The following is a 14,041-nucleotide window of genomic DNA, read 5'->3' as shown; positions in this document are numbered from 1 at the left end:
GATCAGCGGCAGACGCCGCGGACCTCGGTGATGACGTCGGCGACCGCCACGTCGCGGCGCGTGCCGCTGGCCCGGTCCTTGACCTCCACCAGACCGTCGGCCAGCCCCTTGCCCACGACGACGGTCGTCGGCATGCCCAGGAGCTCCGCGTCCTTGAACTTGACGCCGGGCGAGACCTTCGGGCGGTCGTCGTAGAGCACGTCGAGGCCTGCGGCCTCCAGCTCGGCGACGAGCCGGTCGGCCGCCTCGAACAGCTCGGGCTGCTTGCCGGCGACGACGACGTGGACGTCGAAGGGCGCGAGCTCGCGCGGCCACACGATGCCCAGCTCGTCGTGCGAGCCCTCGACGACGGCGGCCACCGCGCGGGAGATGCCGACGCCGTAGGAGCCCATCGTGACGGTGACGAGCTTGCCGTTCTCGTCGAGCACCTTGAGGTCGAGCGCCTCCGCGTACTTGCGACCGAGCTGGAAGATGTGACCCATCTCGATGCCGCGGGCCAGCTGAAGCGGCCCCGAGCCGTCGGGGGCGGGATCGCCGGCACGCACCTCGGCGGCCTCGATCGTGCCGTCGGCGGTGAAGTCGCGGCCGGCCACCAGGTCGATCACGTGCGAGCCGACGACGTTCGCGCCGGTGACCCACCGCGTGCCGTCGACCACGCGGGGGTCGACGAGGTAGCGGATGCCGGTCTCGGACTCCGCCCCCAGCACGCCGGGACCGATGTAGCCCTTCTTCAGCGCCGGGTGGGCCGCGAAGTCCTCCTCGGTGAACGGTTCGACGTCGGCGGGCGCGACCTGCGTCTCGAGCCGCTTCGGGTCGACCTCGCGGTCACCGGGGACGCCGATCGCGAGAGGCTCGCGGGAGCCGTCGGGGTGGCGCAGCACCACGAGGACGTTCTTGAGCGTGTCGGCACCGGTCCACGGACGGTCCTCGCGCGGGAAGCGCTCGTTCAGATGCGCCACGAGCGTGTCGATGGTGGGCGTGTCGGGCGTCTGCTCAGCGTGCGCGGCCGGCAGGCCGTCGAAGGGCTGCGGGTCGGGCGCGACCGTGACGACGGCCTCGACGTTGGCCGCGTAGCCGCCGGGCGAGCGGACGAACGTGTCCTCACCGATCTCGGCGACGGCGAGGAACTCCTCGCTCGCCGACCCGCCCATGGCGCCGGAGTCGGCCTGCACGACCACGTAGTCGAGACCGAGCCGGTCGAAGATGCGGACGTAGGCCTCGCGGTGCGCCTGGTAGCTGCGCTCGAGCCCCTCGTCGGTCACGTCGAAGGAGTAGGAGTCCTTCATGACGAACTCACGTCCGCGCAGGATGCCGGCGCGGGGGCGCGACTCGTCGCGGTACTTGGTCTGGATCTGGTACAGGCTCAGCGGCAGGTCCTTATAGGAGCCGTAGAGGTCCTTCACGAGCAGGGCGAACATCTCCTCGTGGGTCGGACCGAGCAGCATGTCGTTCCCGCGGCGGTCGTGCAGGCGGAACAGGTTCGGGCCGTACTCGGTCCAGCGGTTCGTCGCCTCGTAGGGCTCACGCGGCAGCAGGGCCGGGAAGCGCACCTCCTGCGAGCCGATCGCCTCCATCTCCTCGCGGACGATCTCCTCGACCTTCGCGAGCACCTTGAGCCCCAGCGGGAGCCAGGAGTAGATGCCCGGGGCCACGCGCCGCACGTAGCCGGCCCGGACGAGCAGCTTGTGGCTCGGGACCTCCGCGTCCGCCGGGTCGTCGCGGAGGGTTCGCAGGAACAGCTGGGACATGCGCATGCGCCGACCCTATCGAGCGCCGCGCGAGGCCTTGAGGGCCGTGCGCACCAGCGGCACCTGCAGCGGCAGCCGGCCCACGACCCCGGCCTTGAGCACCGGCGACGCGCGGCGGCTGCGCAGCACGTCGGCCGTCATCTGCAGGTTGGCCGGGAACACTCCGACGAGGAGTCCGGCCGCGGCCAGCCCGCCGGCGCGCCGCGTGCGCGGGTGCAGGAGCATCGCCGCGCAGGCCACCTCCACGACCCCCGAGGCGTGCACGAGCTCGCGTCGACGCGGCAGCGCGCGCGGCACCATCTGCTCGAACGGCTCCGGCCTCACGACGTGCGCGACGCCGGCGGCGGCGAGCAGGGCGGCCAGGGCCTTCACGTCACGTTCCATGTCCGCACCCTAGGCGACCCCCGCCGAGCCGCACGGGACGGTGGCAGGATGGGACGTCCCCACCCCGCGCCCTGCAGGAGGCACCCGTGTCCATCGTCGCCACCCTCGAGCTCCGTCTCCGACCGGACCAGGTCGAGGCCGCACCCGCCGTGCTCGAGGAGGTCCTCGCCGAGACCCGCGCCTTCGCCGGCAACCTCGGCGTCGAGGTCCTGACCGACGTCGCCGACCCGACCCGCGTGACGGCGTTCGAGCGCTGGGAGAGCCTCGAGCACGACGCGGCGTACCGCGCCTGGCGCGCCGGGGACGGCAACCGGCCCGCCCTCGGGGCGTTGCTGGCCGCTCCCCCGGTCCTCACGCACTGGAGCACGGCGGGCGTCTGACACCGCCGGCGTGCCTACAGCAGGATCGACGCGAACGTGTCGACCTGGCGCAGGCCCACGCGTGCGTAGGTGGCCCGAGCCGCCGCGTTGAAGTCGTTGACGTAGAGCGTCACGTCGCGCGCGACGTCGCGCTGCACCAGCCGCACGACACCGGCGAGGGCAGGTGCCGCGATCCCGCGGCCGCGGTGGTCGGGGTGCACCCAGACCCCCTGCAGCTGGCACACCCCGTCGGCCGCGGCACCGACCTCGGTCTTGAAGACCACCTCGCCGTCCTCGAAGATCGCGAAGGCCCAGCCCCGGGCGACGAGCTGCGCCACGCGGGCGCGGTAGCCGGCGCTGCCTCCCGCCTCGGGGTCGATGCCGACCTCCTCGCGGAACATCGCCACGGACGCCGGGTACAGCGCGTCGACCTCGTCGATCATCACGCGACGCAGGCGCGGGTCCGGCGCGACGGCCGGCTCGTCGTCGATGGCCAGGAACGGCTGGTCGGCTCGCACCGACCGTGCGGGCCCCCAGTCCTGCTCGAGCCTCGACCAGAGCCGCATGACCGCGGCCTGGCGTCCGACCAGGGACGCGCTGCGTCGCATGCCGGGGGCGACGCCGGTGAGCAGCAGCTGTCGGGCGAAGCCGTCGACGGCCGCGGCGTCGGCCTCGACGGGCACGAGGTTGGCGCCGCAGTGGCAGGCGGCGACGAGGCGACCGTCGCGGAAGCAGCCGAGCATCGTGCCGCCCAGCATGAGGCTGCGCAGCCCGGTCTCGGCCACCCGGTGGCGCACGAAGAGGTTCGCCCGCTCGTCGCGGGCCATCAACGCCTCGAGCGCCCCGCGGTCGTCCGGTCCGAGCAGGCGGATCTGCTGGTCGCGACGCACGTCGGCGTCGGTCGCGACCGGCACCAGCTCGATCATCGTGTGCTCCTCGCTCCGCAGGCCGCTCGCCCGGCTGCCGACAGCCTAGGCCAGCGGACCGGCCGTCGCCCCTCGACGGGCGAGACCTGGGACGGACGGCGGACGGTCAGCCCGAGACCGTCACGGAGGCGGCGGCGCCGTCCTCCGGCTCCATGTCCTCGGCGATGCGCAGAGCCTCCTCGATGAGCGTCTCGACGATCTTGCTCTCCGGCACGGTCTTGATGACCTCTCCCTTGACGAAGATCTGGCCCTTCCCGTTGCCGGACGCCACCCCGAGGTCGGCCTCGCGCGCCTCGCCGGGACCGTTGACCACGCAGCCCATGACGGCGACGCGCAGCGGCACCTCGAGCCCGTCGAGCCCGGCGGTCACCTGCTCGGCGAGCGTGTAGACGTCGACCTGGGCCCGACCGCAGGACGGGCAGGAGACGATCTCGAGCTTGCGCGGTCGCAGGTTGAGCGACTGCAGGATCTGGATGCCGACCTTGACCTCCTCCACCGGCGGCGCGGACAGCGAGACGCGGATGGTGTCGCCGATGCCCTGGCCCAGGAGGTAGCCGAAGGCCGTCGCGCTCTTGATGGTGCCCTGGAAGGCCGGGCCGGCCTCGGTCACGCCCAGGTGGAGCGGCCAGTCGCCCCGCGCGGCGAGCATCTCGTAGGCCTGCGCCATGACGACCGGGTCGTTGTGCTTGACCGAGATCTTGAAGTCGTGGAAGTCGTGCTCCTCGAACAGCGACGCCTCCCACACGGCCGACTCGACCAGCGCCTCGGGCGTGGCCTTGCCGTACTTCTCCAGCAGCCGCTTGTCGAGGCTGCCGGCGTTGACGCCGATGCGCAGCGAGACGCCGGCGTCCTTCGCCGCGCGGGCGATCGCGCCGACCTGGTCGTCGAACTTGCGGATGTTGCCCGGGTTCACGCGCACAGCCGCGCAGCCCGCGTCGATGGCGGCGAACACGTACTTGGGCTGGAAGTGGATGTCGGCGATGACGGGGATCTGGCTCTTGCGCGCGATCGCGGGCAGCGCGTCGGCGTCGTCCTGGCTCGGGCACGCGACGCGCACGATGTCGCACCCGGCCGCGGTGAGCTCGGCGATCTGCTGGAGCGTGGAGTTGACGTCGGAGGTCAGCGTCGTGGTCATGGACTGCACCGAGACGGGGGCGTCGCCACCGACGTCGACCGTGCCGACCTTGATCTTGCGGCTCCTGCGCCGCGGGCTGAGGACCGGCGGCGGCGCCTCCGGCATCCCGAGCGAGACCGGGACGGACCCGGCGCTCACGAGATGCTCACCGGGTTCACGATGTCGGCGTAGATCAGGATGACGCTCATGAGCATCAGGATGCCACCCACCACGTAGGCGACGGGCAGCATCCTCGCCACGTCGACGTATCCGGGGTCCGGGCGGCGGCGCAGACGCGCCCACCCGCGGCGCACGGCCTCCCAGAGGGCGCCCGCGATGTGGCCGCCGTCGAGGGGCAGCAGCGGGATGAAGTTGAACAGCGCGAGGAACAGGTTCAGGGACGCCAGGAGCGCCAGCAGCCGCTGCGCCCGCTCCGCCCAGCTGGGCTCGTCGACCGTGACGAGCTCGCCCGCGACCCGGCTCGCGCCCACCACGCTGATCGGGCCGTCGGCGGGCCGCTCCGCACCGAAGGCGGCCTTGGTGACCTCGACCATGCGCACCGGGAGGTGGGCGATGGCGCTGGCCGTGGCCGCGACCTGCTCCCCCATGACGTCGACGACGGCGCCCGGACCCTGGCGCTGCATCGTCTCCGTCGGCGTCACCCCCAGGAAGCCGACCTTCTCGGTCCGCCGGGGGTCGTCGAGCGAGGTGCGGGCGAGCACCGCGGTCGGCACGTCGGCGGACACCTCGCGGCCGTCGCGCTCCACGACGAGGCGTGCCTCGCGGTCACCGTTCGCGCGGATCAGGCCCGACAGCTGCTCCCAGGAGGTGATCCGCTCGCCGTTGAAGGACACGAACCGGTCGCCCGGCTGCAGGCCGGCCTGCTTGGCCGGCGTCACCGGGTCGGCGTCGGTGCAGGCACGTCCGGCCTCGGCGTCGGTGATGGCGCAGTCGGACACCGCCTGCACCGTCGTCGTCGGGGTGAGCGCACCGAAGCCCATGAGCACGACGGCGAACAGCACGACGGCGATGGCGACGTTGACGAGCGGGCCGCCGGCCATGACGATCAGCTTCTGCCACCAGGGCTTGCGGTAGAAGAGCCGGTCGAGGTCGTCGTCGTCGATGAGCTCGTGCTCCGCGTGGCGCGCGTCGCTGACGAGCTGGGTGAAGAGTCCGGTGTTCGTGGCGCGGACCTCGTGCGGGTCGGCCGCGACGCCGTCACGCCGCTCCGGCGGGAGCATGCCGACGAGCTTCACGTAGCCGCCCAGCGGGATCGACTTGATGCCGTACTCCGTCTCGCCCCGCTTGACCGACCAGAGCGTGGTGCCGAAGCCCACGAAGTACTGGGTGACCTTGATCCCGAACCGCTTCGCCGGCAGCAGGTGCCCGAGCTCGTGCAGCGCGATCGACGCGACGACGCCCACGACGAAGACGACGACGCCGAGCGTGTAGATGAGCGCGGTCACGCGCGAGGTCCGCTGGATGCACTCATGGACGCTTCCTCCACCAGGGCCCTCGCCCGCTCGCGGGCGAGGGTGTCGGCCTCGAGCACACGCTCGAGGGTCAGGTCGGCGTGGGCGGCGTCCGGGTCGCGCAGGTGCTCGTCGAGGACCGCGCCCACCGTGTCCACGATGCCAAGGAACCCCAAGTCGCCGGCGACGAACGCGTCGACGCAGACCTCGTTCGCGGCGTTGAGGACGGCCGGGGCGGTGCGACCGAAGGAGCCGGCGCGCCGCGCCAGCGACACCGCGGGGAACGCGGTCTCGTCGAGCGGGAAGAACTCCCAGGACGTCGGCGACGTCCAGTCGCAGCCACGCGCCGAGCCCGGCACGCGCTCGGGCCACGCCAGCCCCAGGGCGATCGGGAGCCGCATGTCCGGCGGCGAGGCCTGCACCATCGTCGAGCCGTCGACGTACTCGACCATCGAGTGCACGACCGACGACGGGTGCACGACCACGTCGATGCGGTCGAAGTCGATGCCGAACAGCAGGTGCGCCTCGATCACCTCGAGTCCCTTGTTGACGAGGGTCGCGGAGTTGATGGTGATCACCGGACCCATGTCCCAGGTCGGGTGCGCCATCGCCTGCTCGGGCGTCACGTCGGCGAGCTCGGCGCGGCTGCGTCCGCGGAACGGACCGCCGCTCGCGGTGACGAGCAGCCGCCGGACGTCCTCGACGCGCTCGCCCCGCAGCGCCTGCGCGATCGCGGAGTGCTCGGAGTCGACCGGGACGAGCTGCCCCGGGCGCACGCGGGACGTGACCAGCTCGCCGCCGACGATCAGCGACTCCTTGTTGGCCAGCGCGAGGGTCGTGCCCGCGTCGAGCGCCGCGAGCGTCGGCTCGAGGCCGACGGCACCGGTCATCCCGTTGAGCACCACGTCGACGTCGGTCCGCGCCACCTCGGTGGCGGCGTCGGGACCGGCGAGCAGGCGGGGCACACGGTGGTCGCCCTCCGACCAGCCACGGCGCTTCGCCTCGGCGTAGAGCGCGAGCTGGACGTCCTGCGCCGACGTGGCGCGGGCGACGGCAACCACCTCGGCCTCGTGCCGGATGGCCTGCGCGGCCAGCAGGGCCGGGTCGGACCCGCCGGCCGCGAGCGCGACGACGTCGAACCGCTCGGGCGCCGCCTCCACCACCTCCAGGGCCTGGGTGCCGATGGAACCGGTGGAACCGAGAATGGCGACACGCTTGCGCATGTCGCCATTCTCCCTCACCGGCACCGGGTGTCCCGCCCGGGCGCCGGAGGTCTCACCGCTCCGGGGTCACTTCACCTCGGAGCGCAGCAGCCGGTAGACGCCGAAGCCGAGCGGCAGCACCAGCCAGATCGTGCCCGCCGTCGCGATGCGCGCCCACTCCTCCCCGGTCGGGTCGAAGTCGCCGGTGAACAGCGGCACGAGGGCGGTGTTCAGCTCGATCCAGGGGGCGAGGTCGCCGAACCACTCGACGAGCCCACCGACGATGCCGACGACGATCGGCAGCACGAGCGTGTACACGAAGTAGCCGACGATGGCCGCGGCCGTGTTCATGAGCAGCATGGCGACCGCGAACCCGATGAGCACGCCGATGAGGTTGCTCACCGCGAAGTTGAAGATCTCGTGGCCCGAGATCGACCACGACACGTCGACGCCGCGGACGCTCGAGGCGAGGAAGGTGCCGATCGCCGCGAGCGCGGCCGACAGCAGCATCACGCCGATGGAGATGATCAGTCCGGCCAGCAGCTTCGCGACCACCACGCGGGGACGTCGCGGCTCCAGCGTGAAGGTGACCAGCCCGGTCCGCTGGCCCCACTCCGAGGTCACCAGCATGATCGCGATGATCGGCAGGAAGTAGCCGAGCGTGCCGCCCATGGCCTGGATGAAGAACGGGAAGTCCTGGAACTCGCCGCTGTCGGTGACGAGGAAGGCGATGACGAGCATGACCACGGCGCAGAGGCCGAGGATGGAGATGCTCAGCCAGCGTCCCGCCCGGGTGTCGAAGGACTTGCGGACCTCCACGCCCACGAGACGCGTGAGGGGGATGCCCGGACGGTCGGTGTCGATGCTGACCGCGGGCGCGGTGGTGGTGCTCATGCCTGGGCTCCTTCGGTGGGGACGGCGTCGCGCTGGGTGGTGGCGGTGAGCTGGAGGAACATCTCCTCCAGGCCTGCACCGTCGGCCTGGCGCAGCTCGACGAGGGCGACGCCCGCAGCGGCCGCCGCCTTGCCGACGACCTCGGGCGCGGCCTCGGTGGTGAGGCCCTCTCCGCTCGGCGTGACGGTGATGCCGGCGCCGGTGAGCGCCTGCTCGAGAGCGCGCGGCTCCAGGCCGCGGACGTACGTGCCGGCCGCCTGCAGCAGCTCCTCCTTCGTGCCCTGCGCGACGATCTTCCCGTTGCCGATGACGATCAGCTCGTCGGCGATGATCTGGACCTCGTGCAGCAGGTGCGACGACAGCAGCACGGTGCCGCCGCGGTCCGCGTACCCGCGGAGCAGGCCGCGCATCCAGTGGATGCCGGCCGGGTCGAGGCCGTTGGCGGGCTCGTCGAGCATGAGGATCTTCGGCTCGCCGAGCAGGGCGTGCGCGATGCCCAGCCGCTGGCGCATGCCGAGCGAGTAGTTGCGGACGCGGCGCCGGGACTCCTTGTCGGACAGGCTGACGAGCGCGAGCATCTCGTCGACGCGGCTCTGGGGCAGTCCCATGGTGCGCGCGCCGATCGTGAGGATCTCGCGGCCCGTGCGACCGGCGTGCTGAGCCGAGGCGTCGAGCAGGACGCCCACCTGCGTGCCGGGGTTCGGGATGTCGCGGTAGTCCACGCCGCCGACCGTGGCTGAGCCCTTCGACGGGGGCGTCAGGCCGGCGATGATGCGCATCGTGGTCGACTTGCCGGCACCGTTCGGCCCGAGGAAGCCGGTCACGGCACCGGGACGGCACGTGAAGCTGACGTCGTCGACGGCCGTGAAGCCGGCGTACGTCTTCGTGAGGTTCTGGACCTGGATCATGGTCCCACTCTCGCCGACGCCGACCTCGTGGCGCATCCGTCGCGCAGCCATGATCGACGCGCCGAAAGTATGAGTCGTCCCGGTCCCTCGGTCGTGGTCCCGTGTCCGCCCGGCTGGGTAGCGTGTCGTCGGTGACCGGAACCGCTCCCCCGCTGACCTGGTGGGGACACACGTGGCGTCTGCTGCTCGTCCTCGCCGTCACGGCGCTCACGTGGACCGAGCTCGGCGTCTGGCAGCTACAGCACGCGCCGTTGTGGTTCGTCCTCGACGTGGCCGTCGGCGTGGTCTCCACCGTGCTCGCCATGGTCTGGCGTCGCCGGTTCCCGGTCACCGTCGCGCTGGTCACGAACGTGGTGAGCATCGGGTCGTTCAGCTCCGGCGGCGCGGCGTGCCTCGCCCTGGTCTCCCTCGCCACGCGCCGACGCTGGCGCGAGCTCGTGCCGGTGACGCTGGTCTGCCTGCTGACCATCCCCTTCGTCGTCGCCATCAACCCGCTGCCCGGCGAGGATCCTCGGGTCGACGCCGCGGTCGTCGTCGTGGTGGTCGGCCTGCTCGTCTCGGTGGGCCTGTACGTCGGGTCACGTCGCGAGCTCCTCGCCACCCTGCGCTCCCGCGCCGAGAGCGCGGAGGCCGAGCAGGCGGCCAAGGTCGCGCAGGCGCGCAGCGCGGAGCGGACCCGCATCGCCCGGGAGATGCACGACGTGCTCGCCCACCGCATCTCGCTCGTCACGATGCACGCGGGCGCACTCGCCTACCGTCAGGACCTCGGGCGGGAGCAGGTGCACGCGACCGCGCTGACCATCCAGGAGACCGCGCACCAGGCGATGACGGAGCTGCGCGGCGTGCTCGGCGTGCTGCGCGAGGGGCCCGGGGACGCCGCGCCGGAGCTGCCGCAGCCGACGGCGGGCGACGTGGTCGACCTGGTCGGCGAGTCGCGCGCCGCCGGTATGCGCGTGGTCCTGGACCTGCGGGGCGCGCTGGAGGACGTGTCGGGCGCGGCCGGTCGCACCGTCTACCGCGTCGTGCAGGAGGGGCTGACGAACGCGCGCAAGCACGCCGCCGGCACGCCGGTGGAGGTGACCGTCGACGTCGGCGAGTCGTCGGTGGACGTGCGGGTCGTCAACCCCCTCCCGCTCGGCACCCCGACGGCGCCGGTGCCCGGGTCGGGCCTGGGACTCGTCGGGCTCCGTGAGCGCGTCGAGCTGGCGCGCGGCAGCCTGTCGCACCGCGTGTCGGCCGACCGGCAGTACGTCCTGGAGGCGCGGATACCGTGGGCCGCGTGACCTCCCAGCGCCCGACCCGGCTCCTCCTGGTCGACGACGACGCTCTCGTCCGGGCCGGCCTCTCGCTCATGCTCGGCGGCGCCGACGACCTCGAGGTCGTGGCCGAGGCGTCCGACGGGCGCGAGGCGCTGGCCGCCGTCCGCTCCCACGACGTCGACGTGGTGCTGATGGACCTGCGCATGCCGGTCATGGACGGCATCGAGGCGACGGCCGCCATCACCGCGCTGCCGTCGCCTCCGCACGTGCTCGTGCTCACGACCTTCGACGCCGACGACTACGTCGTGCGGGCGCTCGCCGCGGGGGCGCACGGGTTCCTGCTGAAGGACACGCCGCCCGCGCAGATCGTGGAGTCCATCGGCACCGTGCTGAGCGGCGAGCCGGCCCTCTCCCCCGCCATCACCCGGCGACTCATCGCACAGGTCACCGACGGCTCCGGCGGCGGGCGCGAGGCCGACGCGACGCGGCGGGTGGCGTCGTTGACCGACCGTGAGCGCGACGTGGCGCTGGCGATCGGACGCGGTGCGTCGAACGCCGAGATCGCGGCCGAGCTGCACCTGAGCCTGGCGACCGTCAAGGCCCACATCTCGCACCTCTTCACCAAGCTCGAGGCGGTCAACCGCGTGCAGGTCGCCATCACCATGCACGAGGCGGGGCTCCTGTAGCCCACGCCACCGCCGCTCGACGTGCCCGCGGGCGCGCGGCTGCCTAGCGTGGGCGTATGGCCTCCACGCTCGCGCGCCTCGCTGACACCGTCCTCGACAAGACGGTCCTCCCCGGCTACTCCAGCATCGGCCCGGCACTGCGCCGACGCTGGTGGCCCGCCGACCCGGAGCCTCACGCCCTGCGCGGACGGCACGTCGTGGTCACCGGCGCCAGCGGTGGGCTGGGCGCGGCGGCAGCCACCGGCATCGCCGCCCTGGGGGCCACGGTGCACCTGGTCGGGCGCAAGGCCGACCGGCTGGCCGACGCCGCCCGCGAGATCCGCCGCACCGTGCCGTCGGCGGACCTGCGCGAGGAGGCGTGCGACGTCAGCGACCTCGACGACGTCCGGCGCTACGCCCAGCGGCTCACGTCGGACCTCGGCGCCCTGCACGCGATCGTCCACGACGCAGGCGTGATGCCGAAGGAGCGCACGGAGTCGGCGCAGGGGCACGAGCTGACGCTGGCCACGCACGTGCTGGGTCCGCTGCTGCTGACCGAGCTCCTCCGCCCGCTGCTCGAGGCGGCCGACGACGGCCGCGTGGTGTGGGTGTCCTCCGGCGGCATGTACACGGCACCGCTCACGTCCGCCCTGGTCGAGGATCTCCAGTACCGCGACGACGACTACGACGGGGTCCGCGCCTACGCGCGCACGAAGCGGCTGCAGGTCGTGGTCGCCGAGCTGCTCGCGGAGCGCCACCCGCACCTGGCGAGCCACGCGATGCACCCCGGCTGGGCCGAGACGCCCGGGATCACCGACTCGCTGCCGGGCTTCGCGAAGGTCGTCTCGCCCGTGCTGCGCACGGCCGAGCAGGGAGCCGACACGATGGTGTGGCTCGTCGGGACGCCGACGTCGGTGACCGGTCCCGACGGGTTCTGGTGCGACCGCCGCCGACGCTCGCCCCGCTACCTGCCCTGGTCGCGGGACGACCCGGCACTGCGGCGTCGCGCATGGGACCGTCTGGCGGCCTGGGCGGGTCTCGAGCCCGAGGGCTCCTAGCCGACGGGGCGGCGCGCGAGGAGCGGCTCGACGACGTCGGCCGCGTGCGCGAGGACGGCGGCGCGGTAGTCGTCGGGGTCCGACGCGAGCGCGGCGGCCGGGTCGCCGCCGCCGGCCTGGCGCACCAGGTCGAGCGGGTGCACGCCCTCGGACGAGCGGACCTCGGGGCCGTCGTCGCCGATCGCGACGACGACGTCGCCCTCGCTCACCGGGACCGCCCCGATCCGGATGCAGGCGCAGACGGTGACCACCCGGTCGTCACCCTCGACCTGGACGCCGACGCGGTCGCCGGGCTGCACGCCGAGCATCCGGAGCCCCGACGCGAGGAACGAGGCGCGCTCGAGCAGCCGGGCGTAGGTGAGTCGGGCGGTCGCGGCGTCGTCCGCGCCGCCGCCGATGACGTGCCGGTCGAGCAGGTCGAAGCCGAGGCTGGCCATCAGCGCCCCCGGAAGACGGGCGTGCGCTTCTCGGTGCGCGCGGCAGCCGCCTCGCGCACGTCCTCGCTGGCCCAGACGTCGCGGAACCCCTGCTCGATGGCGGTGTCGTCGTCGAGGTCGTTCAGGACGCGCTTGTTGTAGGCGAGCGTGAGCGGGGCCAGGGTGGCGATCTCGTGCGCCCAGGCGAGGGCGTCGTCGAGCGTGCCGGCCTTGTCGACGAGCCCGTGGCCGAGCGCCTCGGCGCGGTCGATGAGCTCACCGGCCAGCATCATGCGACGGGCAGGACCGGTACCCGACAGGTCGGCGAGCGTCCGGATCGTCCACGCGTCGACGGCCATGCCGTTGCGTGCGGTGGGGACGCCGAACTTCGCGCGCTCGTCGGCGACGCGCAGGTCGCAGGCGATGGCCAGCTGGGTTCCGGCGCCGATGGCGGGGCCGTTGACGGCGGCGACGATCGGGACGGGCAGCCGGGTGAGGCCGTGCAGCATGCCGTACAGCGCCTCGAGGAACTCGTTGCCGTAGACGCCGCCGAGGTCGGCTCCGGAGCAGAACGCGGTGCCCTGACCCGTGATGACGATGGCCCGCGCTCCCCCGTTCGCCGGTCCGTCGCCGACTGCGTCGCGCGCGGCTTCGTCGATCGCGCGGCACAGGTCGAGGTTGAGGGCGTTGCGGCGCTCCTCGCGCTGCAGCTCCAGGACGACGACGTCGCCGTCGCGGCTCACACCGAGCATGGGTCTCCTCCGTCGGGTCGGACGCGGTCAGCGTACTGGGCTGTGCAGCCCTACCACGTACCACGTCCGATACGTATCCTTGAGGCATGCGACTCAACGCCAAGGGACAGGTGACGATCCCTGCCGCCCTGCGCCACAAGCACGGGTTCGCTGAGGGTGATGAGGTGGACGTGGTCGAGCGCGATGGTCGGCTGCAGATCGTGCACCGTGGGCCTGCCGCCACGCGCGGCGAGCGAGCGGTCGAGCGGCTGCGGGGTGCTGCCTCGACCAACTTGAGCACCGACGAGCTGATGGAGCTGCTCCGCGGTGAGTGAGCCGACGAGGACGCTCGTCGACACGAACGTGCTGCTCGACGTAGCGACGGACGACGACACCTGGGCCGCCTGGTCGACGCGGGCGCTCGCGACCGCACTCGATCGTGGGTCTGTGGTGATCAATCCCCTCGTCTACGCCGAGGTGTCGGTGGGGTTCGACCGCGTCGAGGACCTCGACCGCTTCCTCCCTGCGGATCTCTACGCCCGCGAACCTCTGCCGTACCGAGCGGGCTTCTTGGCAGGCAAGGCCTTCGTGGCCTACCGCCGTCGAGGCGGCGCTCGACGATCGCCGTTGCCGGACTTCTACATCGGCGCTCACGCGGCGCTGTCGGGCTACCGGCTCCTGACCCGGGACCGCGCCCGGTACGCGAGCTACTTTCCCCAGCTGGTCGTCGACTCTCCCGAGTGAGGGTCGTTGAGCAGCCGGGCGATGCGGTGCTCGACGTCGGACCCGACGTCGGGCGACAGGCCGTGCACGGCAGGTTCGGCGTCGACGGTGCGGCCGGAGGGCAGGATCCAGCGCAGGGTGCGGTGACTCTTCATGGCGTGGTGTCGGCGGTGCAGTGCCCA

17 protein-coding genes are annotated in these 14,041 nt (G+C 72.7%); 6 read left to right on the top strand and 11 right to left on the bottom strand.

All coding sequences use genetic code 11. The annotated features are described in order from the left end of the window. Positions 1-2: 2 nt before the first annotated feature. Together AC3WRM_RS06950 and AC3WRM_RS06945 are read right to left on the bottom strand one after the other, a co-directional pair. Positions 3-1,748, bottom strand: coding sequence for a proline--tRNA ligase (locus AC3WRM_RS06950; protein WP_492247833.1), 1,746 nt, complete (start codon positions 1,746-1,748; stop codon positions 3-5). A gap of 15 nt (positions 1,749-1,763) precedes the next feature. Next, complete coding sequence (locus tag AC3WRM_RS06945; protein ID WP_492247782.1) at positions 1,764-2,132, bottom strand: DoxX family protein; 369 nt, start codon at positions 2,130-2,132, stop codon at positions 1,764-1,766. Positions 2,133-2,218: 86 nt separating this feature from the next. Between AC3WRM_RS06945 and AC3WRM_RS06940 the strand changes: the two genes are divergently transcribed. Continuing rightward, positions 2,219-2,512 (top strand): putative quinol monooxygenase, encoded by a 294-nt coding sequence (locus AC3WRM_RS06940; protein WP_492247781.1) that lies wholly within the window; start codon positions 2,219-2,221, stop codon positions 2,510-2,512. A 14-nt stretch (positions 2,513-2,526) separates the two neighbouring features. On the opposite strand, the gene AC3WRM_RS06935 is transcribed toward AC3WRM_RS06940, so the two are convergent. The 6 genes from AC3WRM_RS06935 to AC3WRM_RS06910 all read right to left on the bottom strand — a co-directional run bounded on the left by AC3WRM_RS06935 (position 2,527) and on the right by AC3WRM_RS06910 (position 9,007). After that, positions 2,527-3,417, bottom strand: a complete 891-nt coding sequence (locus AC3WRM_RS06935; RefSeq protein ID WP_492247780.1) for a GNAT family N-acetyltransferase — start codon at positions 3,415-3,417, stop codon at positions 2,527-2,529. 106 nt (positions 3,418-3,523) lie between these two features. Further along, positions 3,524-4,657 (bottom strand): flavodoxin-dependent (E)-4-hydroxy-3-methylbut-2-enyl-diphosphate synthase, encoded by a 1,134-nt coding sequence (gene ispG, locus AC3WRM_RS06930; protein WP_492247832.1) that lies wholly within the window; start codon positions 4,655-4,657, stop codon positions 3,524-3,526. 29 nt (positions 4,658-4,686) lie between these two features. Next, complete coding sequence (locus tag AC3WRM_RS06925; RefSeq protein ID WP_492247779.1) at positions 4,687-5,997, bottom strand: M50 family metallopeptidase; 1,311 nt, start codon at positions 5,995-5,997, stop codon at positions 4,687-4,689. Then, positions 5,994-7,226, bottom strand: coding sequence for a 1-deoxy-D-xylulose-5-phosphate reductoisomerase (dxr, locus tag AC3WRM_RS06920; RefSeq protein WP_492247778.1), 1,233 nt, complete (start codon positions 7,224-7,226; stop codon positions 5,994-5,996). The genes AC3WRM_RS06925 and dxr overlap by 4 nt, the downstream gene beginning before the upstream one ends. Positions 7,227-7,292: 66 nt before the next feature. Next, the gene (locus AC3WRM_RS06915; protein ID WP_492247777.1) at positions 7,293-8,099 is read right to left on the bottom strand and encodes an ABC transporter permease; all 807 of its coding nucleotides are present in this window, start codon (positions 8,097-8,099) and stop codon (positions 7,293-7,295) included. After that, complete coding sequence (locus AC3WRM_RS06910) at positions 8,096-9,007, bottom strand: ABC transporter ATP-binding protein (protein WP_492247776.1); 912 nt, start codon at positions 9,005-9,007, stop codon at positions 8,096-8,098. Before AC3WRM_RS06910 ends, AC3WRM_RS06915 begins: the two co-directional genes overlap by 4 nt. A gap of 131 nt (positions 9,008-9,138) precedes the next feature. Between AC3WRM_RS06910 and AC3WRM_RS06905 the strand changes: the two genes are divergently transcribed. From AC3WRM_RS06905 to AC3WRM_RS06895, 3 genes are read left to right on the top strand one after another with little or no spacing between them, the layout of a single operon-like run. Continuing rightward, a complete protein-coding gene (locus AC3WRM_RS06905) occupies positions 9,139-10,290 on the top strand; it encodes a sensor histidine kinase (protein ID WP_492247775.1) in 1,152 nt (383 codons plus the stop codon). Continuing rightward, positions 10,287-10,952: a response regulator gene (locus AC3WRM_RS06900; RefSeq protein WP_492247774.1), complete on the top strand. Its 666-nt coding sequence runs from the start codon at positions 10,287-10,289 to the stop codon at positions 10,950-10,952. Before AC3WRM_RS06905 ends, AC3WRM_RS06900 begins: the two co-directional genes overlap by 4 nt. A gap of 56 nt (positions 10,953-11,008) precedes the next feature. After that, positions 11,009-11,989: an SDR family NAD(P)-dependent oxidoreductase gene (locus AC3WRM_RS06895; RefSeq protein ID WP_492247773.1), complete on the top strand. Its 981-nt coding sequence runs from the start codon at positions 11,009-11,011 to the stop codon at positions 11,987-11,989. Here the strand turns inward: AC3WRM_RS06895 and AC3WRM_RS06890 are convergent. Both AC3WRM_RS06890 and AC3WRM_RS06885 read right to left on the bottom strand, forming a co-directional pair. Continuing rightward, positions 11,986-12,426, bottom strand: a complete 441-nt coding sequence (locus tag AC3WRM_RS06890; RefSeq protein WP_492247772.1) for an AMP-binding protein — start codon at positions 12,424-12,426, stop codon at positions 11,986-11,988. The genes AC3WRM_RS06895 and AC3WRM_RS06890 overlap by 4 nt on opposite strands. Next, entirely contained in the window at positions 12,426-13,157 is a 732-nt protein-coding gene (locus AC3WRM_RS06885) for an enoyl-CoA hydratase (protein WP_492247771.1), read from the bottom strand. The genes AC3WRM_RS06890 and AC3WRM_RS06885 overlap by 1 nt, the downstream gene beginning before the upstream one ends. Positions 13,158-13,243: 86 nt before the next feature. Between AC3WRM_RS06885 and AC3WRM_RS06880 the strand changes: the two genes are divergently transcribed. Next, positions 13,244-13,471 carry an AbrB/MazE/SpoVT family DNA-binding domain-containing protein gene (locus AC3WRM_RS06880; RefSeq protein ID WP_492247770.1) on the top strand — a complete coding sequence of 76 codons (228 nt, stop codon included), beginning with the start codon at positions 13,244-13,246 and terminating at the stop codon, positions 13,469-13,471. Next, positions 13,464-13,880: a type II toxin-antitoxin system VapC family toxin gene (locus tag AC3WRM_RS06875; protein ID WP_492247769.1), complete on the top strand. Its 417-nt coding sequence runs from the start codon at positions 13,464-13,466 to the stop codon at positions 13,878-13,880. Before AC3WRM_RS06880 ends, AC3WRM_RS06875 begins: the two co-directional genes overlap by 8 nt. Here AC3WRM_RS06875 and AC3WRM_RS06870 read toward each other — a convergent pair. Beyond that, complete coding sequence (locus tag AC3WRM_RS06870) at positions 13,844-14,014, bottom strand: hypothetical protein (protein ID WP_492247768.1); 171 nt, start codon at positions 14,012-14,014, stop codon at positions 13,844-13,846. The genes AC3WRM_RS06875 and AC3WRM_RS06870 overlap by 37 nt on opposite strands. Between the last annotated feature and the right edge of the window lie 27 nt (positions 14,015-14,041).

The sequence above is a fragment of the Aeromicrobium sp. EU05-FHT14F07 genome, assembly GCF_058790455.1.
This window is presented reverse-complemented; position numbering and strand designations above follow the sequence as displayed.